Source organism: Pseudoalteromonas sp. SCSIO 43210 (genome assembly GCF_054133285.1).
This window is the reverse complement of record NZ_CP087225.1, coordinates 3,738,867-3,759,759: the sequence shown is the minus strand read 5'-3', so window position 1 is coordinate 3,759,759 and position 20,893 is coordinate 3,738,867. Positions and strand designations below refer to the sequence as shown.

The following is a 20,893-nucleotide window of genomic DNA, read 5'->3' as shown; positions in this document are numbered from 1 at the left end:
GTTATTTTCTCACTAATTGCAGCTCAAGCGGTGTTGCTGCATTGAATGATATTAAATTAAGACCCGATTTAGTTAGGCGATTAAAGCGCGCGCTAAATGCTTGCTCAGCATTTTTAGCAAAGCGTTCTCTAAAGCTGTTATCCATTAATGGTAGGGCAAAGTCTTGACCATTTGCATTAACGGTGACTGCTTGCTTAAATGCAGGTAACTGATGCTCAAATGGATCGCTTATGTGGCAACCAATCAGCTCGCAGTGACGGCTTAATATTTCAAGTTGCTTAAAGCTGGCATCATCCAGAGCATTAAAATCAGACACTAAATACACTAAGCTGCCTGGTTTTGCTAAATGGTTAAGGCGCTTTAGGTTATCGCTAAAGTTGTTAGTGGCTGTTTTATCAATGTTGTTGAGTGCTTGCTGGTGGTTGTCGCATAAATTATGACAAAGCTTAAGGACGGCTTTTTCACGGGCGCTGGGCTTTAGCTCCAAATGCGAGTGCTGATTAAACACAATACCGCCAATTCTATCGCCGCGCTGACACGCCGACCATGCAACAAGAGCGCTTATATGCGCAGCTTGCACCGACTTTAATAGTAACTTTGAACCAAACAGCATTGAGTTAGAAAAATCAGTAAATACAAACACAGGGCGCTCTTTTTCTTCTTGAAAGAGCTTTGTGTGAGTCTCGCCGGTACGCGCAGTAACTCGCCAATCAATAGAGCGAATATCGTCACCTTGCTGATAATGTCGGACTTCGGCAAATTCCATTCCTCGGCCTTTGTGCGGTGCAAGGTATTGCCCTGTTAAGGTATTTTTTATTTTTACCTTAGGGGCAAGTTCAAGCAATTGCGCTTTGGCTTTGTAATACATCAGCTCTTTGAGTGCTAAATTAACACCGTGGCTATGGCTCTGTTTGAGCCATGCTTGGGATTCTAATTGTTTTTGCATAACTTATGGTACGGCTACAAGTTCAACTATACGGCTTATTACTTGATCTTTAGTAATGCCATCGGCTTGGGCTTCGTAACTTAAAATAATGCGATGACGCAGTACGTTATGCACAACAGCTTGAATATCATCAGGTGCTACAAAGTCACGGCCTTGAAGCCATGCATGAGCACGAGCACATTTATCAAGTGCTATTGTTGCACGCGGACTTGCACCAAACTCAATCCAGCTACCTAGTTGCGCATCTAATTTAGCGCCTTCACGGGTGGCAATAATAAGTTGTACTAAATATTGCTCAAGCGGCTCTGCTAAATAAAGGCCTAATATTTCTTTACGAGCTGCAAATAAATCGCTTTGACTAATTTTTTGCATTACTGGTTGTTGCTCGTTAAGCGCTTCGCCACGTGTTAAACGTAGTATATCAAGCTCATGCTCAGCGCCAGGGTAGCCAATACTTAGGTGCAGTAAAAAGCGATCCAGCTGGGCTTCTGGTAACGGGTAAGTCCCTTCTTGCTCTAGCGGGTTTTGTGTTGCCATAACTAAAAATAGTTCGCTAAGCGGATAAGTGTTTTTACCCACGGTCACTTGTCGCTCTGCCATGGCTTCTAATAGTGCTGATTGTACTTTGGCTGGTGCACGGTTAATTTCGTCAGCTAAAATTAGGTTGTGAAAAAGAGGGCCTTTTTCAAATACAAACTCGCTAGTTTGTTGGCGATAAATATCGGTACCTGTTACATCAGCCGGTAATAAGTCTGGCGTAAACTGTACGCGCTGAAACGATCCTTCAATACCTTTAGCAAGTGCATTAACTGCACGTGTTTTTGCAAGCCCAGGAGGGCCTTCTACTAATAAGTGACCATCAGCTAAAATAGCAATAAGTAGCGCTTGTGTAAGCTCTGGCTGGCCAATGATTTGTGTATCTAAGTACGTTTTTAATTGTGAAAATGCGTTAGCTGCCATAATAAGTGGACTGTCCTCGTCAGCTGGGTTTGTACCTAATAGTGTTAGGTGATAAATACTGACCTATTTATAAGGTTTATAATTGGGTAACTCAAGAGTTAGACTGTATTTTTTAAAATAGTTCGTTATTTTTTAACGATTTTTAGCGTACCACAAAACTTTGTAAATGCGTCTAAAAAAGCCTATTGTGATAGTCGTAATTAAACACTATTTATATAAATTTGTGTTTATCTATTGGCTTTAGTACACGGGTTGTTTAGAATCGAGGAAAACAAACAGGTCAGACCTGTCAGCGGGAGAGCATAAATGTCTGAGCAAAACATACTAAAAACACCAAAGGGCGACCGTATTGCCATAGTTAGCGGCTTACGTACACCTTTTGCAAAGCAAGCAACAGCGTTTCACCATGTACCTGCACTTGATATGGGTAAATTGGTGGTTAACGAAATGCTTGAACGATTAAATTTCAACAAGTCAGAAATTGATCAACTTGTATTTGGTCAAGTAGTACAAATGCCAGAAGCGCCAAATATTGCACGTGAAATTGTATTGGGCACAGGTATGCCGGTATCGGTCGATGCATATTCTGTATCGCGCGCATGTGCTACCAGCTTTCAGGCTATTGCTAATGTAGCTGAGTCTATTATGGCGGGATCTGTAAGTGTAGGTATTGCAGGCGGCGCAGATTCGTCATCAGTACTGCCAATTGGTGTTAGTAAAAAGCTAGCAGGCAGCTTAGTTGATTTAAATAAAGCGCGTACGCTTGGTCAACGCTTAAAAATATTTTCAAAACTGCGTTTAAAAGATTTATTACCAGTGCCTCCTGCAGTTGCAGAGTACTCAACAGGCCTTTCAATGGGGCAAACTGCTGAGCAAATGGCTAAAACACATAATATTAGCCGTGAAGATCAAGATGCGTTAGCGCATCGTTCTCACTCACTTGCAACGCAAGCATGGGCTGATGGAAAGTTAAAAGATGAAGTAATGACGGCGCATTTACCGCCATATAAAAGCTTTATTTCAGAAGATAACAACATTCGTAAAAACTCAACGGTTGAAGGCTACGCCAAGCTTAAACCTGTTTTTGACCGTCAGCACGGTACTGTTACCGCCGCAAATGCAACACCATTAACTGATGGTGCAGCGGCCGTACTTATGATGAGCGAAAGCAAAGCAAAAGCACTTGGCTATGAAATACTAGGTTACGTACGTAGCTTTGCATTTTCGGCAATTGGCGTAGAAAAAGACATGTTAATGGGCCCAGCTCATTCAACGCCTATTGCACTAGATAGAGCGGGTATTACGCTTGCTGATTTAGATTTAATTGAAATGCACGAAGCGTTTGCATCGCAAACACTTGCCAATATGAAAATGTTTGCCTCAGACAAATTTGCACAAGAGCATTTAGGTCGCAGCAAAGCAATTGGCGAAATTAACATGGATAAGTTTAACGTTAACGGCGGCTCTTTAGCATATGGTCACCCATTTGCAGCGACAGGTGCGCGCTTAATTACGCAAAGCTTACACGAGCTTAAGCGTCGTGGTGGCGGTTTAGCATTAACAACAGCGTGTGCTGCTGGTGGTTTAGGTGCAGCCTTTGTATTGGAGAGCGCGTAATGACAGATTCAGTATTTAATTTAGCGGTAGATGAAAATAAAATCGCCGTTGTAACTATTGATGTGCCAGGGGAGAAAATGAATACCCTGCGCAGCAGTTTTGCCGATGATTTAAAAGCGTTACTAGAAGACGCTAAGTCGCAAAATGTAAAAGGCATGGTATTTATAAGCGGGAAAAGCGATAACTTTATCGCGGGCGCCGATGTAAAAATGCTCGATAGCGTTCAAAAGCGTGAAGATGCGCTAGCGGTTAGCGAACTATGCCATCAAGCTTTTTTTGATATGACAAAACTGCCATACACTACAGTAAGTGCGATTCATGGCGCTGCATTAGGTGGTGGTTTAGAATTTGCTTTAGCGTGTGATTACCGTGTTGGTACCGACAGCGATTTAACAAAAATTGGCTTACCAGAAGTGCAACTTGGTTTACTACCAGGTGGCGGCGGCACGCAGCGTTTAACTAAAATTGTTGGTATTCAAAAAGCACTAGAGTGGATGCTAACAGGTAAACAAATTCGCCCTAAGCAAGCTAAAAAAGCAGGCGTGCTTGATGATTGCGTACCGCACAGTGTGCTGTTAAAAGTTGCAAAAGAATTTGCGACTAAGAAAAAGCCACAAGCAAAAGAGCCAAAGCTTGACAATATTAGTAAATTATTAGAGTCAAACCCGTTTGGTCGTAACTTTATCTTTAAAAAAGCCAAAGAAAACGTACTTAAAAAAACGGGCGGGCACTACCCAGCACCACTCGCTATTATTAAAGCAGTGCGTGCTAGTGTAGAGCTTGATGAGCTAAAAGCGTATAAAACAGAAGCTGAAAGCTTTGCAACACTTGTAATGAGTGACGAATCTAAAGCGCTTCGCGGTATTTTCTTTGCAACCACTGAAATGAAAAAAGAGTGGCGCAATGATGACGCACCCGCAATCAGTAAAACGGCTGTTTTAGGTGGTGGACTAATGGGCGCAGGTATTGCGCACGTAAGTGCAGTTAAAGCTAAAGTACCGGTACGTATTAAAGATGTAGCAGAGCAGGGCATTAGTAATGCAATGAGCTACACCTACAAAATTTTAGATAAGCGTCTTAAGCGCCGTATTATGTCTAAAGCTGATATGCAGTTAACAATGAACCGCATTACAGGTGCAACAGACTACAGCGGCTTTAAACATATTGATTTAGTAATAGAAGCGGTGTTTGAAGATCTTGCACTTAAGCAAGGTATGGTTGCAGACGTAGAGCAGCAATGCCAAGCAAATACAATTTTTGCAAGTAACACGTCATCATTACCAATATCGCAAATTGCAGCGCAGGCAGCACGTCCTGAAAATGTAATTGGCTTGCATTACTTTTCACCAGTGGAAAAAATGCCATTAGTGGAAATCATTCCACACGAAGGTACATCTCAAGAGACCATTGCCCGCGTTGTTAACTTTGCACGTAAGCAAGGTAAAACGCCAATTGTTGTAAAAGACATGGCCGGTTTTTACGTAAACCGTATTTTAGCGCCTTACTTAAACGAAGCTGCTAATTTGATGCTTGCGGGTGAGCCAATTGAAAAGATTGATGCAGCGCTTGTTGAGTTTGGTTTTCCGGTAGGACCGCTGGCTCTACTTGATGAAGTAGGTATTGATATTGGCTCTAAAATTGCCCCAATTCTTGAAAAAGAATTAGGCGAGCGTTTTAAAGGCCCTGATGCATTTATGCGTATGATTGATTCAAAACGCCTTGGCCGTAAATCGGGTCGTGGTTTTTATGAATACGATAAAAAAGGCAAAAAGGTTGATGAGTCAGTTTACGAACTATTGGGTGTTACCCCGGCTCCACGTTTAAACAAGAGCGAAATTGCTAAGCGTTGTGTATCGCAAATGCTTAACGAAGCAGTACGCTGTTTAGATGATGGCATTATTGCCAGCCCACGTGATGGCGATATCGGTGCAATATTTGGTATTGGTTTTCCACCATTTTTAGGTGGCCCGTTTAGCTATATGGATAAATTAGGCGCAAGTAAAATAAGCTCTGATATGTCTACATTAGCTAACAGCGATGCTAACTTTGCACCATGTGAATCACTGGTAACAATGGCAAGCTCTAGTGCTACTTTTTACACTGTTTTACAAGCCGATATAGCTGGTGAGCAAGCAACTGTGGATGCAGCGATTGCGGTTAAAGCGGACGTTGAAGTTACGCAAGAAGATGCTACAGAAGCCTCGCCTGAGGTTGTTGAAGTAAACGAAGATAAAATAATAAAGTAATCCTTCAAAGTTACTTTTGATTAAATGCAGCTCGTTTAGATGAGCTGCATTTTTTTTAGGGAGTTACTTCAACATATATTTATCTTTAGAAATTAAATATACAGCGGTGTCGTTATTAAGCTCACAGGTTAAAAATATAATACTGTGATAAATCCTCTCTAAATTGACCGGTAATCCAAAAGCTTAATATGATCCTTTAAAGGTGATTTTTTTCAAAAATGGACTGACTAGATCCTGTTTATTTTTCGAGGTTAAACATACACAGTCCTTGCGTTCGCCCTAGGGGAAATTTACTCTTTGTTGCCTAAATGGGTGTAGGTAAGGGGCGGAAGCTTTGCTCGATTTTTACTTAGCCCACTAAGTTACAACCTCATGCCGCAATTAAATTGCCCCTAGAACGAGCAAATTTTAATCCTGAAAGGTCAACAAGCCCTCGCTTTTTAGTTTGTGTAAAGGCTAGGTTGTTCGCTACAATAGCGCCTCTTAATTGCCAAACGGACTCTGTAATGAAAATTCTTGCCGATCAAAATATGCCTTTAGTTGAGCAGTACTTTGCAGACTTTGGTGAGGTTGAGCGTTTTGATGGTCGTAAATTAACCCCTGAACAATTAATTGATGTAGATGTACTCCTTACTCGTTCAGTGACCAATGTTAATTATGAGCTGTTGTCACAAGCTAATAAGCTTAGCTTTGTGGGTACAGCCACAATTGGCATTGACCATATTGATACGCAATTACTGCATGATAGAGATATCGCTTTTACTAGCGCGCCTGGTTGTAATGCCGTTGCGGTAGCTGAATATGTAATTAGTAGCTTATTTGCATTAAGCCAAGAGAATGCGCGCCCATTGTGTGGTCAAACAATTGGTATAGTCGGGGTGGGTAACATTGGTACGTGTTTAGCTGAAAAATTAAAAGCACTAGATGTTGATGTACTGTTATGCGATCCAATTAAGCACGAACAAGGCTTACTACAAGATCATATAGCGCTTGATGAGTTATTAGCAAAATCAGATGTTGTTACTTTTCACGTTCCCCTTGTTAAAAGTGGCGAGCATAAAACGCTGCACATGATGGGTAAAGAGCGATTAAAAGCACTTAAGCCAGGGCTTACGCTGATTAATGCAAGCCGAGGCGATGTAATTGATAACCAAGCGTTGCTTGAGGTAATGGAAGCGGGAGCTGATCTGGATTTAGTGCTTGATGTATGGGAAAAAGAGCCCAATATTTTAACTGAATTACTAGAACATGTTCGCTACGCCAGTGTGCATATTGCGGGTCATACGCTTGAAGGCAAAGCACGTGGTACACAAATGCTGTATCAAAAACTGTGTGAACTGAAAAGTGTCGATGCGAGTAAATCGTTGAATGATTTTTTACCTACTCCAGCTATTACACAATCGGTTATTACGCCAAACTTTAATGAGCAGGATGTTGCCCGTTTAGTGCATTTAATTTACGACGTTCGCCGTGATGATGGTATTTTACTTCGCCACTTAGAAAGTGATGGTTTTGATAGTTTACGAAAAAGCTATCCGGTAAGACGAGAATTTAGCACCTTGTCGATACAAGGTGATAGCTCACAACTAGCTGCACTTAGTCAACTTGGTTTTACCATAGCTAAATAGTTATTTAACTAACGATGTTGTTTTAATGTCGTTTATAGAGGAAGAAATATGTCGCAAAAATATAACGTTGCCGTACTTGGCGCTACTGGTTTAGTAGGCCGTCAAATCATTGAAACGCTAGCAGATCGTAAGTTTCCTGTTGATCAGCTTTTTTTACTTGCTAGCAGCCGCAGCGCGGGTGAAGATATAAAGTTTCGTGGTGAGACCATTGAAGTATTAGACGTTGAAGGCTTTGACTTTAGCCAAGCGCACATAGGTTTGTTTTCTGCTGGTGGCAGTGTATCTGAAAAATATGCACCTATTGCAGCAGACGCCGGTTGTATTGTAATTGATAACACATCACACTTTAGAAATGATTTTGAAATCCCATTAGTAGTGCCAGAAGTTAATGCTTCAAGCCTAGCTGATTTTAGAAATCGTAATATTATCGCTAACCCTAACTGTTCAACTATTCAGATGATGCTAGCACTTAAACCAATTTATGATGCTTACGGAATAGACCGTATCAATGTATCTACTTACCAAGCTGTATCGGGCGCAGGTAAAGAAGCGGTTGATGAACTTGCAAAACAAACTGCTAATTTAATGAATGCTCGTCCTATGGATAATAAAGTTTTTCCAAAGCAAATAGCATTTAACGTTATTCCTCAAATTGATAGCTTTGAAGAGAACGGCTACACACGCGAAGAAATGAAAATGGTAAATGAAACCCATAAAATTTTGGGTGATACGACTATTGCTGTAAATCCTACATGCGTACGTGTGCCTGTATTTTTTGGACATTCTGAATCAATTAATATTGAAACGCGTATGCCTTATGACTTTGAGCATGTTAAGCAACTTTTAAAAGATGCCCCTGGTGTTGAGTTGATTGACGATGAAGGTGATTATCCAACGGCAGTATCTGATGCAAGTGGAAATGACACTGTTTATATTGGTCGTTTACGAGCTGATATCTCGCACCCTCATGGTTTAAATATGTGGGTTGTAAGTGACAACACGCGTAAAGGCGCTGCAACTAACAGTATACAAATTGCAGAAGAACTTATTGCTAATTACATGTAATATTTTATAGCTAACGATTAGTTTAGAAGCGGTAAGCACCAATTGTTTGCCGCTTTTTATTCGGGTTACCGCCATTTTTTTGCCACTTATCTCACGAAGTATATAAACCTACTGATAATCCTCGATAAATTTATATTATTAATAATGTTTTTAGGTATTTATTTTCAATGTGTTGCAATGGATATTACTCCTGAACTGGTTTATAGTTTGTAATTGGAATAGAGCTTGCAACAAAAATAGATTGTAATAACAAATGTGAATCAGTCATTTGACTGATAAAAGCAAGATTAATCAATGTTTATGCACTTAACTTTCTCGGTGCTGCGTTAACATTTAAACATTAAAGGATCAGCATGCGCGGTTTAGCTACACTTATTATATTAGCGTCTGCATTGATAGTAACATCAGTTTACTCTCAAGACAGTACCCAGTTAAAGGGGCCAAAGGGCGCTGACTATGGTGCGCAAGGGCGATCTATTGGGCCAATAAAACCGACGGATACGCTTTGGCGTATAGCGGCTAAGGTACGCCCGGACAACTCGGTTAGCATTTATCAAGTTATGCAGGCTTTGTATAACAAAAATCCTAATTCATTTTTAGAGCAAAACCTTAACCACATGCAAAGTGGTGCCTATTTAAAAATTCCTACTCTAGCTGAAATTAGAAATGTTAATACACAACTCGCTAAACAACGTTCTGAACAAGATGATGCGTTATGGGAAAAGAAAAAAAACGGTACGCTTACGCAAAGTGAAATTAATTCAGCTCAAACTCAAGTTACTCAAGCTCGTAAAGTTGATGTAGATGACGCAAAAAAAGAATTACAAAAAGAAATTAAAGAAATTAAAACAGATCAAACTAGTAAGTTAGTTGAGCTTCAACAACAATTTAAAAGTTCAGTTGATAACGTAGAAGAAATTTTAGTTGAAAATAATAATTTAAAAAAACAGCTTACGGGCATCTCCAAAGAGCTTGAAAATGTGCGTATGCAGCTCGGTCAAGACAGTGAAATACAGCAACAGTTAAAAGAACTAATAATTAAACAAAATGAAATGATAGAACAGCAAAAGGCTGAGAAAATAGAGCCAGAAGCTGAATTTGATCTGGGATCTTTTTTATCTAATCCTTTTGTTCTTGGATTATTGATGGTTATTCCTGGGTTATTGATTGTTTTTGCTGTTGTGATGTTCTTACGCAAGCGGGCTAGTAAAGATGATGTCCAAAGCGACGATGATTTTTTACCACAAACACCTACCTACGCAAACGATGACGATTTAGATACTCAAAATATTGAAGACCCTATCGTCCCGGAACCACTTGATGACTTAAGTATTCAGCTAGATGATAGTTTAGAAAATGATATCTTACCGGACGATGATACCCCATTACCGGATGATGATATTGCTTTTGATGACAGCCTAGAGGACTTTACTGAGTCTGATAGCCTACTTGATCAGGATGAATTAGAAAGTTTATTAAGCGATGATATTGTTTTTGACGATGAAAATATTGAAGACGATGAACTTGATATTTTCATGCAACAAGATTTCGATAAATCACCTGATGATAGCTCAGAAGGTGATATTGATTTAGATTCGCCACTAGAATCATCAAATAGTGATGATATTTTAAGTAATGATGATTTAGATAGTTTATTTAATGAAGATGATGGCTTATCGGAGTTTGACTCACCACAAACAAACGATATAGAAGAAGATAATAGCTTAGAATCGAATGATGAAATGGCCGCCCTTAGCGAAGAACTCGCTGAAGATGATGATTTTGATATTGATGACTTATTAGATCAAACAAATACTGAATCAGATTTAGATAATACAGAAGATAGTCTTTCAAGTGAAAAAGATGATTTTGATTTAGACGATATTGATAGCTTAATTGATCAAGCTACAGACGATAGCGTTGATGAAGTCTTAGTCGAAGAAAGTGATGATTTTGATTTAGATGATATTGATAGTTTAATTGATGACGCTGCGGATGACATTGCACCTGATGCGTTAGTCGAAGAAAAAGATGATTTTGATTTAGACGACATTGATAGCTTAATTGACCAGGCTACAGACGATAGCGTTGATGAAGCCTTAGTCGAAGAAAGTGACGACTTCGATTTAGACGATATTGATAGTTTAATTGATGACGCTGCGGATGAAAGTGCTGTTGATGCGTTAGTCGAAGAAAATGATGATTTTGATTTAGATGATATTGATAGTTTAATTGATGACGCTGCGGATGACAGTGCGGCTGATGCGTTAGTCGAAGAAAATGATGATTTTGATTTAGATGATATTGATAGTTTAATTGATGACGCTGCGGATGACAGTGCTGCTGATGCGTTAGTCGAAGAAAATGATGATTTTGATTTAGATGATATTGATAGTTTAATTGACGACGCTGGGGATGACAGTGCAGCTGATGCGTTAGTCGAAGAAAAAGATGATTTTGATTTAGATGGTATTGATAGTTTAATTGATGAATCCGCAGATGAAGAAGCTGAGACTGAAAAGCGTGACTCTGATATTAATGTGGCATTAGCCGATTCTGCCGATGATTTAGCCGAAGCGCAGGAAGAATTAAATGTTGCTGATGTAGAGTCACTAGCATCTACATTAATTGAAGAGCCTGAACTTGTAGATGAGCCTGAACTTGCAGAAGAGCCTGAACTTGTAGAAGAGCCTGAACTTGCAGAAGAGCCTGAACTTGTAGAAGAACCTGAACTTGAAGAAGAGCCGGCGCTTTTAGAAGAACCTGAACTTGTAGAAGAGCCTGAACTTGTAGAAGAGCCTGAACTTGTAGAAGAACCTGAACTTGTAGAAGAACCTGAACTTGCAGAAGAGCGTGAACTTGTAGATGAGCCTGAACTTGCAGAAGAGCCTGAACTTGTAGAAGAGCCTGAACTTGACGAAAAGCCTGAGCTTGAAGAAGAGCCTGAACTTGCAGAAGAGCCCGAACTTTTAGAAGAGCCTGAACTTGCAGGAGAGCCTGAACTTGTAGAAGAACCTGAACTTGAAGAAGAGCCGGCGCTTTTAGAAGAACCTGAACTTGTAGAAGAGCCTGAACTTGTAGAAGAACCTGAACTTGTAGAAGAACCTGAACTTGCAGAAGAGCCTGAACTTGCAGAAGAGCCTGAACTTGAAGAAGAGCCTGAACTTGAAGAAGAGCCTGAACTTGAAGAAGAGCCTGAACTTGAACAAGAGCCTGAACTTCTAGAAGAGCCTGAACTTGCAGAAGAACCTGAACTTGTAGAAGAGCCTGCACTTGTAGAAGAGCCTGAACTTGTAGAAGAGCCTGAACTTGCAGAAGAACCTGAACTTGCAGAAGAACCTGCGCTTTTAGAAGAGCCTGCGCTTATAGAAGAGCCTGAACTTGCGGCAGACCTAGATGATTTTTCAGATACTTCAGAGACCTTACTTGATCCAGAAGATGCACTAGAAGAATACAATGATGACGAACTAAAAAGTGTTGATGAACTCTTAAATGAGTTACAGCAGGTAGAAGATGATTATATTGAAACGCCAGAGTGGTCTTTAGAAGATTTAGATAATGATATTGAAGAAGTTGAAATTGATTTAGGTGATGATCCATTAGCAGATGATGCAAGCACAAATCGATTACCTGAACATTCAGATACCAATATGGTAGTGAGTGATGAAAATTCAGACGAATATACTGAATTAGATATAGACGAACCTTACTCAGGTGCTACTGATGAACAAGATGTTGAGTCTACGCAAGATATTGATTTAAAATCTGAGACTAAACAAGTTATAGCAAGTCAAACTGAACAAGATTTAGCGAGTGCACTTGCGCAAGGAAGCGATTTAGATAGCCTCGAGGATGATTTAGACGATGAGCTGTTACTCGATAATGACTTTACTGAACTTGATAAAGATCTAGCAATTGATGCTGAACCACAAAACAGTCAAATAGGTGAAAACCTTGACGAATTCGATAATGATGAATTACCGATAAGCTTAGATGATGATATTACGGTTAATGAATCTGAAACTCCAGAGCTTGAAAAAAGTCAACCTTTAGAACCTGACGACGAATTATTACTTGATAATGATTTTACTGAGCTTGATACAGATCTAATCAATGATGATGAATTATCACTAAATTTAGATGACGAACCAAAACCCTCATTACCGAGTCAAACAGAGCAAAATTTAGCGAATGCACTTTCAACTGAAAATGATTTAAATAGCTTAGATGATGATTTTGACGATGAATTATTGCTTGATAATGACTTTACGGAGCTTGATACAGATAGCGATGAATTACCGATAAATTTAGATGATGCTAGTACGGTTAATGAATCTGAAACTCCAGAGCTTGAAAAAAGTCAACCTTTAGAACCTGACGACGAATTATTACTCGATAATGATTCTGCTCAGCTTGATACAGATTTAGTTAATGATGCTGAACTTCAAAATAATTCAAACGCTGAAATAGATGAAGCTCTTAATGTAGAGGATGACGATGAGTTATCGGTAAATTCAGATGCTGATATTGCGGTTAATGAATCTGAAACTCCCGAGCTTGAAGAAACTCAACCTACAGAGCCGGACGACGAATTATTACTCGATAATGATTCTGCGCAGCTTGATACAGATTTAGTCAATGATGCTGAACCTCAAAATAATTCAAACGCTGAAATAGATGAAACTCTTAATGTAGAAGATAGCGATGAATTATCGGTAAATTTAGATAATGATTCTGCTCAGCTTGATACAGATTTAGCAATTGATGCTGAACCTCAAAATAATTCAAACGCTGAAATAGATGAAGCTCTTAATGTAGAGGATAACGATGAGTTATCGGTAAATTTAGATGCTGATATTTCGGTTAACGAACCTGAAACTCCCGAGCTTGAAGAAACTCAACCTACAGAGCCGGACGACGAATTATTACTCGATAATGATTCTGCACAGTTTGATACAGATTTAGCAATTGATGCTGAGCCACAAAATAATTCAAACGCTGAAATAGATGAAGCTCTTAATGTAGAGGATAACGATGAATTATCGGTAAATTTAGATGACGAACCAACACATTCATTACCGAGTCAAACCGAACAAGACTTAATGAATGCGCTCTCAGCTGAAAATGATTTAAATAGCTTAGATGATGATTTTGACGATGAATTATTGCTTGATAATGACTTTACGGAGCTTGATACAGATAGCGATGAATTACCGATAAACTTAGATGATGCTATTACGGTTAATGAATCTGAAACTCCCGAGTTTGAAGAAACTCAACCTACAGAGCCGGACGACGAATTATTACTCGATAATGATTCTGCGCAGCTTGATACAGATTTAGCAATTGATGCTGAGCCACAAAATAATTCAAACGCTGAAATAGATGAAGCTCTTAATGTAGAGGATGATGCTGATAGCGATGAATTATCGGTAAATTTAGATGACGAACCAACACATTCATTACCGAGTCAAACCGAACAAGACTTAATGAATGCGCTCTCAGCTGGAAACGATTTAAATAACTTGGATGATGATTTTGACAACGAGCTGTTACTTGATAATGATTTTACGGAACTTGATGCTGAATTAGAAAGCACCGCAGGCTCTGAAACTATGATTTCGGAAAACCCAGATGAAGCGCTTTCTAATGAGCTCGCTGGTGAGCAAACGAATGCCGATCGTGAAGCTGAAATAACCCGAACTGAGTTATTTAATAGCAGTGATATGGCATCAGATGATGAGCTTGATGATGAGTTTATGGCTGAGCTAACGGAAACTGATTTTGATTCATTACTTAACGAATTAGCTGAACCAGAAGAATTAAGTGTTGAAGATAGTAGTGAGTTTGACGTTGATTTTGACAGTTTGCTAAAAGAAGACTTAGGAGTTGATGAGGCGTTAGTTGTTGAAGAACCGCTTGTTCAAAGTAACAATGTTGAGCTACTTGATAATGATGAATTTGTAGATATTGATTCATTATTAGAAGAAAGTGACGACGCAGAAATTGAACACGAACCTTACAACGACGTTAATATGGATGTTGGCTTGAGTGAATTTGACGCGTTACTTGCCGGTGATAACCCGACGGATGTTGATGCTGAAAGTGGTGGCTACTCAGCTAAATTAGATTTAGCGCGTGCTTATATTGAAATTGATGATTTTGATTCTGCGCTTAAAGTCATTGAGGATGTTATTAACAAAGGTCCTGAAGAAGTTCAAGAAGAGGCGCTTAGTTTAAAAGCTAAACTAAAATAATTAAAATGTTTATAAGAACCCGTATCTGGCTTAGCTAAATACGGGTTTTTTTATGTGTATTGGTTTGATTACGACAGGTCTCCTTTTATTGCATCGTTAGATAGCATAAAATGCCTCGTTCATTAGCACAGTAGGTAAAGCAGTAATTATGCGAGTAGCACTTGGAGTTGAATACAACGGCGCACGTTATAGTGGTTGGCAACGTCAATCTCATGTAAATAGCGTACAGCAAGAAGTAGAAAAGGCGCTGTCGCGCATTTGTAATCATCCAGTTGAAGTTATATGTGCAGGTCGTACAGATGCGGGTGTACACGGTACAGGCCAAGTAATACACTTTGACACTGAGGCCGATCGCGATATGGTTGCATTTACACTAGGTATGAATACTTTAATGCCTAAAGATATTGCTATTCGTTTTGCTCAACCCGTTGCAGATGATTTTCACGCTCGTTTTAGTGCTACAGCACGTCGTTATCGTTATATTATTTATAACTCGCCTTTGCGAGGAGCTGTACTAAATGAAGGCGTTACGCATTTCCATCATCAACTAGATGAAACCAAAATGCAGGAAGCGTGTCAGTATTTAATTGGCAAACATGACTTTACTTCTTTTAGGGCCATTCATTGTCAAGCGAATACACCGACAAGAACAATTCATCATTTATCGGTACGTCGCCAAGGTACTTACGTTATTATTGATATTAAAGCGAATGCGTTTTTACATCACATGGTGCGTAATATCACAGGCAGTTTAATGGATGTTGGTTTGCATAAACACCAACCTATATGGATAAAAGAGCTACTTGATTGTAAAGAACGCGCAAAGGCCAGTGCTACCGCTAAGGCTGCTGGTTTGTATTTAGTGGATGTTGACTACCCTGAGCAATTTGATATTCCTCAAACACCTTTAGGCCCTTTATTTTTGCCGGATATAGATGTTTAATTAAGGTTAGTATAAGTGCTTTTTATGAGCACTTTTAACTACTAAGACCAGTTTTTTATACCGCGTTAGTGTAATTCATGTTTTAATTGAAAAAATTTGTCTGCTAATTGCTATTAGCAGGCTCGCGACACAGAACAGTATTAAGAGAGTTGCAAATGAGTTGGCTAGAAAAAATCTTACCTAAAACGACAAAATCATCAGGTCGTAAAGAAATCCCAGAAGGTGTTTGGGCTAAGTGTACATCGTGTGATTCAATTTTATATAAAGCTGAATTAGAAAAGTCATTAAACGTATGTCCTAAGTGTGACCACCACATGCGTGTTAGTGGCCGTAAGCGCCTAGAGCACTTTTTAGATGAAGGTGATCGTCAAGAGCTTGGTACACAACATGAGCCTAAAGATATTCTTAAGTTTAAAGATTCTAAAAAGTACTCTGACCGTATCAGTGCAGCCCAAAAAGCAAGTGGTGAAAAAGATGCACTTGTAGCTATGAAAGGCCGATTAAAAGGTATTCCAGTGGCAGCGGTAGCATTTGAGTTCTCATTTATGGGGGGTTCAATGGCTTCGGTTGTTGGTGCTCGTTTTGTTGATGCTGTTGATCAATGTTTAGAGCACAATATGCCGCTTATCTGTTTTTCTGCATCAGGCGGAGCACGTATGCAAGAAGCGCTTATGTCGCTTATGCAAATGGCTAAAACAAGTGCTGCGCTTGCAAAAATGACTGAAAAAGGCCTTCCGTTTATTTCAGTAATGACTGACCCAACAATGGGTGGTGTATCTGCATCACTTGCTATGCTGGGCGATATTAACGTTGCAGAACCTAAAGCGTTAATTGGTTTTGCGGGTCCTCGTGTTATCGAGCAAACTGTTCGCGAAACATTACCTGAAGGTTTTCAGCGTAGTGAATTTTTGCTAGAACACGGTGCAATTGACATGATTATTGACCGCCGTGAAATGCGCGATACCCTTGCACGCATTTTAGCTAAATTTATGAACTTGCCTTCTACGGAACAAGAGCATAGAGTAGCGTAAATTTCAGCTTTACTGATTACACGCTATGACAAAAACAATTCCTAGCCAATCATCAAGCCTTGATGATTGGCTTTTTTATTTAGAAAGTGTTCACCCTGCTAACATTGCAATGGGCTTAGAACGAGTTGCTAATGTTGCCAACAATATTGGCCTTTTAAACACTCCAAGTAAAATTATTCTTATTGCCGGTACAAATGGTAAGGGCACCACTGCACGTTGCTTAGAGTCGCTATTACTAGCGCAAGGTTTTAGCGTGGGTACTTACGCATCTCCACATTTAATTCGTTATAACGAGCGTGTACGAGTTAATGGGGAAGAATTGGCAGACCAATTTCATATAGATGCTTTTCACCAGCTTGAGCAAGGCCGTAAAGACACTCCTCTGACTTATTTTGAATATGGTACTTTGGGGGCATTGGCAATTTTTAAACGCTGTAACGTCGATTATGTATTACTTGAGGTTGGTTTAGGTGGGCGCTTTGACGCTACAAATATAGTAACGCCGTATGCAAGTGTGATTACCACTATAGACTTAGACCATAAAGAGTATTTAGGTGATACCCGTGAGTTGGTGGCTTATGATAAAGCCGGTATTTTTCGTGAAAATACGCCCGCTATTATCGGGGATTTAAATATTCCTCATACAATGACTAATTATGGCAAGGAAATTAATGCCAATATGACGTTGTCGGGCAGTGACTTTATTTTCAAAGAAAATGCTGAGAGCTTTAATTGGCAATATAAACAGCATAATCTTGAAATAGATAAGCCAGCAATACCGTGTCAAAATGCAGCCACTGCGCTAACTGCGCTAAGTGTTTTAAACTTATTACCTAGTGTGCAGATAATAAGAGATTGCCTAGCTAATTTAGTTGTAGAAGGGCGGTTTCAGCAGTTAAGTACTGAGCCTTTAGTCTTTACAGATGTGGCACATAACCCTGAGTCGGCGCGTTATTTAGCCAATAAGTTATCAAGCTATAAAGATAAAGGCTTTAAAATTCATGCATTAGTCGCTATGCTTGCTGATAAAGACAAAGTCGGTGTACTTAAAGAAGTAAGCAACCTGGTCGATGAGTGGTCGTTAGCGAGCTTAAGTAGCCCGCGAGGCGACACTGCAAGTAATTTACAAAATGCACTGCAGGAATTGTCTCATCATAATACTATCAATAGCTATGATAGTGTGGCACAGGCACTAAGTGTAATTTTACCAAAACAACAACGTGATACTATGTTGATTGTATTTGGTTCTTTTTTTACTGTGGCCGGCGCTATTAATTACTTTAAAAAATAGAGAGGATGTCGGTGAACTCAAGTTTTATTAATCGCTTAGTCGGAACAAGTATAGTGGTGATCGCAGCAATTGTGTTTATCCCTAATATACTCGATGGCGAAAAAGTGCATTATAAAGAAGGCTTTAAAGCGATTCCTGATCGCCCTGAGTTCAAAACAATCGATCTTCAAGAGTCGATTGATGAAAATGTTGCTAACGCAGAGCCACTAAAGCAAGATGAAATCGAAGATATTCAAGCTGATGATGAGGCTTTTGAGCAGCAAAATGCAATAGTGGAAAGTGATTATGCTGTAGAGGATAAAGTCGTTGAAGCAAGCATAGAGCCTAAAGCAAAACCAACGACTCCTGTTCAAGCTAAACCAAAACCGATTGCACCGCGTAAAAGTGATGAAAACCTAATGAGTATGGCTTATGTTATTCAATTAGGTAGTTTTTCACATGTTGCAAACGTAAAAGCATTACAAGCTAAACTAAAGGTTGAAGGGTTTAAAACGTTTACTAAACCGATTAAAACCCCAAATGGGACATTAACCAAAGTATTTGTTGGCCCTTCACTTGATAAAAGTGAATTACAAAAGCAGCTCCCCCAGCTTAAAAAGCTTACTAAATTAAATGGTAAAGTTACGCAATACGAAGTAACAAAATAATTATAAAAAAGGCTTGTATAACAAGCCTTTTTTATTTATTAATATTTGTTTTTATGATTATCACTCGCCCGCAATACCCATTCTAAAATGTTAATTTTTTGTATTGACTACAACCCAGTATTCTCCCGTTTAAACTTGCATACTAACGATGTTTGGGTATAGAATGCGCCCCAAATTAGCGACTAATTGGTTCTTATGATCTGGGTTGATTACGCCATTATTGGCATCATTGCACTGTCTACCATCATCGGTTTAATACGCGGCTTTGTAAAAGAAGCAATGTCATTAGCGGTATGGGCTGGCGCCTTTATCATCTCTAGCTTGTTTTACCAATATTTAGCTTCCTTCCTAACAACCATTTCTGAACCCCTTTTAAGAAATGCTGCGGCCATAGCCATATTATTCTTTGCGACGCTACTGTTAGGCGGTTTACTAAACTATATTTTAGGTGAGCTTGTACATCGTACTGGTTTATCGGGTACCGACCGTGTTTTTGGCATAGTGTTTGGTGCTCTACGAGGCGTGTTGGTCGTGAGCGCGTTACTCTTCTTTCTTGATGCTTTTACTGGTGCACCCAATACGCACTGGTGGGGCAATTCTATTTTGATTCCAGAATTTGGCTTTGTTGTTGAATGGTTCTTTTCGTACCTAGAAAACAACTCGAGCTTTTTAAATTCAGTAAACCGTTAATCGGCGAGGATAAATTACATGTGTGGTATCGTTGGAATAGTCGGAACATCTCCTGTTAACCAGGCGATCTATGATGGCTTAACTGTTTTGCAGCACCGTGGTCAAGATGCCGCGGGTATCATTACCATTGAGAATAATACGTTTAGCTTACGCAAAGCAAATGGCTTAGTGAAAGATGCCTTTCACACTCGTCATATGAAACGACTACAAGGTACAATTGGTCTTGGCCATGTGCGTTATCCTACCGCAGGATCTTCAAGTTCATCTGAAGCACAGCCTTTTTATGTTAACTCACCGTTTGGTATAGCGCTTGCCCATAATGGTAACCTTACTAATGCAGAAACTTTAAAAGAGCAGTTATTCTCAGAAGCACGTCGTCATGTTAATACAACATCAGACTCTGAAATTTTACTTAATGTTATGGCACATGAATTAAGTAAATCTGATAAGTTGCATTTAGACCCTGAAGATATTTTTACTGCGGTAACCGAAGTAAATAATAAAGTAAGCGGTGGTTATGCAACAATTGCTATGATCATCGGTCACGGTATTGTTGCTTTTCGCGACCCCAATGGTATTCGCCCACTTGTATTTGGTAAACGCGAAACCGAAAAGGGTACGGAATACATGTTTGCCTCAGAGAGCGTTGCGTTAAAGCCTGATGGCTTTGAGTTTATTCGTGATGTTGCGCCTGGCGAAGCTATATATGTTACAGAAGAAGGTGAATTTCATTCGCTTAGTTGTGCTGATAAGGCATCTTACTCGCCATGTATTTTTGAATTCGTTTATTTTGCACGTCCTGATTCAACAATAGACCGTATGTCTGTGTATGCAACACGCGTAAACATGGGGACTAAACTAGGCGAAAAAATTGCACGTGAATGGGCTGACAAAGATATTGATGTCGTTATCCCAATCCCAGAAACGTCATGTGATGTAGCACTGGAAATCGCACGTGTGCTTGATTTACCATACCGCCAAGGCTTTGTTAAAAACCGTTATATTGGTCGTACGTTTATCATGCCTGGTCAAGAGATGCGTAAAAAGTCAGTACGTCAAAAGCTAAATGCAATTGATCGTGAGTTTAAAGGTAAAAACGTATTATTGGTTGATGACTCAATTGTGCGTGGTACAACATCAGCACAAATTGTTGAAATGGCCCGAGAGTCTGGCGCTAAAAACGTTTACTTTGCATCAGCAGCGCCTGAAATACGCTTCCCTAATGTGTACGGTATTGATATGCCTTCAGCAGCTGAGCTTATTGCTCACGGACGTGAAGTAGAAGATATTAATGCAAGTATTGGTTCTGACGGTTTAATCTTTCAATCGCTAAAAGATTTAATTGCTGCGGTTAGCCAAGAAAATCCTGAAATTACTAAGTTTGAAACGTCAGTATTTGATGGCCAATATATTACAGGCGATATTGATCAAAACTATTTAAATCGTATCGATAAGCTACGTAACGATTCAGCAAAAAGCACCCGCGAAAGTGCAATGTCTTCAGGTTTAGAAATACACAACCAAGACGAAAACGAAGCTGATTAATCATTAATAAATATTATACCAATTGCA

The 20,893-nt window shown here is 39.5% G+C and carries 13 protein-coding genes; 11 read left to right on the top strand and 2 right to left on the bottom strand.

Annotated features, from left to right (window positions below; all coding sequences use genetic code 11):
• Window position 1 precedes the first annotated feature (1 nt).
• Both LOS73_RS16315 and LOS73_RS16310 read right to left on the bottom strand, forming a co-directional pair.
• Window positions 2-946 (bottom strand): DUF58 domain-containing protein, encoded by a 945-nt coding sequence (locus tag LOS73_RS16315; protein WP_457933993.1) that lies wholly within the window; start codon window positions 944-946, stop codon window positions 2-4.
• A gap of 3 nt (window positions 947-949) precedes the next feature.
• On the bottom strand, window positions 950-1,906 hold the full coding sequence (locus tag LOS73_RS16310; protein WP_004335627.1) for an AAA family ATPase: 957 nt from the start codon (window positions 1,904-1,906) through the stop codon (window positions 950-952).
• Window positions 1,907-2,212: 306 nt separating this feature from the next.
• Here LOS73_RS16310 and fadI point away from each other — a divergent pair, with 306 nt between their 5' ends.
• The 11 genes from fadI (at window position 2,213) to purF (ending at window position 20,866) form a co-directional block, all read left to right on the top strand.
• Window positions 2,213-3,523, top strand: a complete 1,311-nt coding sequence (gene fadI, locus LOS73_RS16305; protein ID WP_004335629.1) for an acetyl-CoA C-acyltransferase FadI — start codon at window positions 2,213-2,215, stop codon at window positions 3,521-3,523.
• Window positions 3,523-5,769, top strand: coding sequence for a fatty acid oxidation complex subunit alpha FadJ (gene fadJ, locus LOS73_RS16300; RefSeq protein WP_457933992.1), 2,247 nt, complete (start codon window positions 3,523-3,525; stop codon window positions 5,767-5,769). Before fadI ends, fadJ begins: the two co-directional genes overlap by 1 nt.
• 506 nt (window positions 5,770-6,275) lie before the next feature.
• Window positions 6,276-7,397: a 4-phosphoerythronate dehydrogenase gene (locus LOS73_RS16295; protein WP_033041044.1), complete on the top strand. Its 1,122-nt coding sequence runs from the start codon at window positions 6,276-6,278 to the stop codon at window positions 7,395-7,397.
• 48 nt (window positions 7,398-7,445) lie between these two features.
• Complete coding sequence (locus tag LOS73_RS16290; RefSeq protein ID WP_007377758.1) at window positions 7,446-8,462, top strand: aspartate-semialdehyde dehydrogenase; 1,017 nt, start codon at window positions 7,446-7,448, stop codon at window positions 8,460-8,462.
• Window positions 8,463-8,815: 353 nt separating this feature from the next.
• Complete coding sequence (locus tag LOS73_RS16285) at window positions 8,816-14,719, top strand: FimV/HubP family polar landmark protein (RefSeq protein ID WP_457933991.1); 5,904 nt, start codon at window positions 8,816-8,818, stop codon at window positions 14,717-14,719.
• Between the two features lie 148 nt (window positions 14,720-14,867).
• On the top strand, window positions 14,868-15,662 hold the full coding sequence (truA, locus tag LOS73_RS16280; RefSeq protein WP_007376857.1) for a tRNA pseudouridine(38-40) synthase TruA: 795 nt from the start codon (window positions 14,868-14,870) through the stop codon (window positions 15,660-15,662).
• A 155-nt stretch (window positions 15,663-15,817) separates the two neighbouring features.
• Window positions 15,818-16,693, top strand: coding sequence for an acetyl-CoA carboxylase, carboxyltransferase subunit beta (gene accD, locus LOS73_RS16275; RefSeq protein ID WP_007376856.1), 876 nt, complete (start codon window positions 15,818-15,820; stop codon window positions 16,691-16,693).
• Between the two features lie 25 nt (window positions 16,694-16,718).
• Complete coding sequence (gene folC, locus LOS73_RS16270; RefSeq protein ID WP_457933990.1) at window positions 16,719-17,984, top strand: bifunctional tetrahydrofolate synthase/dihydrofolate synthase; 1,266 nt, start codon at window positions 16,719-16,721, stop codon at window positions 17,982-17,984.
• Window positions 17,985-17,995: 11 nt separating this feature from the next.
• Entirely contained in the window at window positions 17,996-18,631 is a 636-nt protein-coding gene (locus tag LOS73_RS16265; protein WP_457933989.1) for an SPOR domain-containing protein, read from the top strand.
• 195 nt (window positions 18,632-18,826) lie between these two features.
• Window positions 18,827-19,321, top strand: coding sequence for a CvpA family protein (locus LOS73_RS16260; protein WP_007376853.1), 495 nt, complete (start codon window positions 18,827-18,829; stop codon window positions 19,319-19,321).
• Window positions 19,322-19,339: 18 nt separating this feature from the next.
• Entirely contained in the window at window positions 19,340-20,866 is a 1,527-nt protein-coding gene (gene purF / locus LOS73_RS16255) for an amidophosphoribosyltransferase (RefSeq protein WP_007376852.1), read from the top strand.
• The last annotated feature ends 27 nt before the right edge of the window (window positions 20,867-20,893 follow it).

What these genes read in the sequence shown, in the direction of transcription:
- LOS73_RS16290 (WP_007377758.1), top strand. Translation starts at nt 7,446, where the DNA reads ATGTCGCAAAAATATAACGTTGCCGTACTTGGCGCTACTGGTTTAGTA.
- fadI (WP_004335629.1), top strand. Translation starts at nt 2,213, where the DNA reads ATGTCTGAGCAAAACATACTAAAAACACCAAAGGGCGACCGTATTGCC.
- LOS73_RS16315 (WP_457933993.1), bottom strand. Translation starts at nt 946, where the DNA reads ATGCAAAAACAATTAGAATCCCAAGCATGGCTCAAACAGAGCCATAGC.
- purF (WP_007376852.1), top strand. Translation starts at nt 19,340, where the DNA reads ATGTGTGGTATCGTTGGAATAGTCGGAACATCTCCTGTTAACCAGGCG.
- folC (WP_457933990.1), top strand. Translation starts at nt 16,719, where the DNA reads ATGACAAAAACAATTCCTAGCCAATCATCAAGCCTTGATGATTGGCTT.
- LOS73_RS16310 (WP_004335627.1), bottom strand. Translation starts at nt 1,906, where the DNA reads ATGGCAGCTAACGCATTTTCACAATTAAAAACGTACTTAGATACACAA.
- LOS73_RS16260 (WP_007376853.1), top strand. Translation starts at nt 18,827, where the DNA reads ATGATCTGGGTTGATTACGCCATTATTGGCATCATTGCACTGTCTACC.
- LOS73_RS16295 (WP_033041044.1), top strand. Translation starts at nt 6,276, where the DNA reads ATGAAAATTCTTGCCGATCAAAATATGCCTTTAGTTGAGCAGTACTTT.
- fadJ (WP_457933992.1), top strand. Translation starts at nt 3,523, where the DNA reads ATGACAGATTCAGTATTTAATTTAGCGGTAGATGAAAATAAAATCGCC.
- truA (WP_007376857.1), top strand. Translation starts at nt 14,868, where the DNA reads ATGCGAGTAGCACTTGGAGTTGAATACAACGGCGCACGTTATAGTGGT.
- accD (WP_007376856.1), top strand. Translation starts at nt 15,818, where the DNA reads ATGAGTTGGCTAGAAAAAATCTTACCTAAAACGACAAAATCATCAGGT.
- LOS73_RS16285 (WP_457933991.1), top strand. Translation starts at nt 8,816, where the DNA reads ATGCGCGGTTTAGCTACACTTATTATATTAGCGTCTGCATTGATAGTA.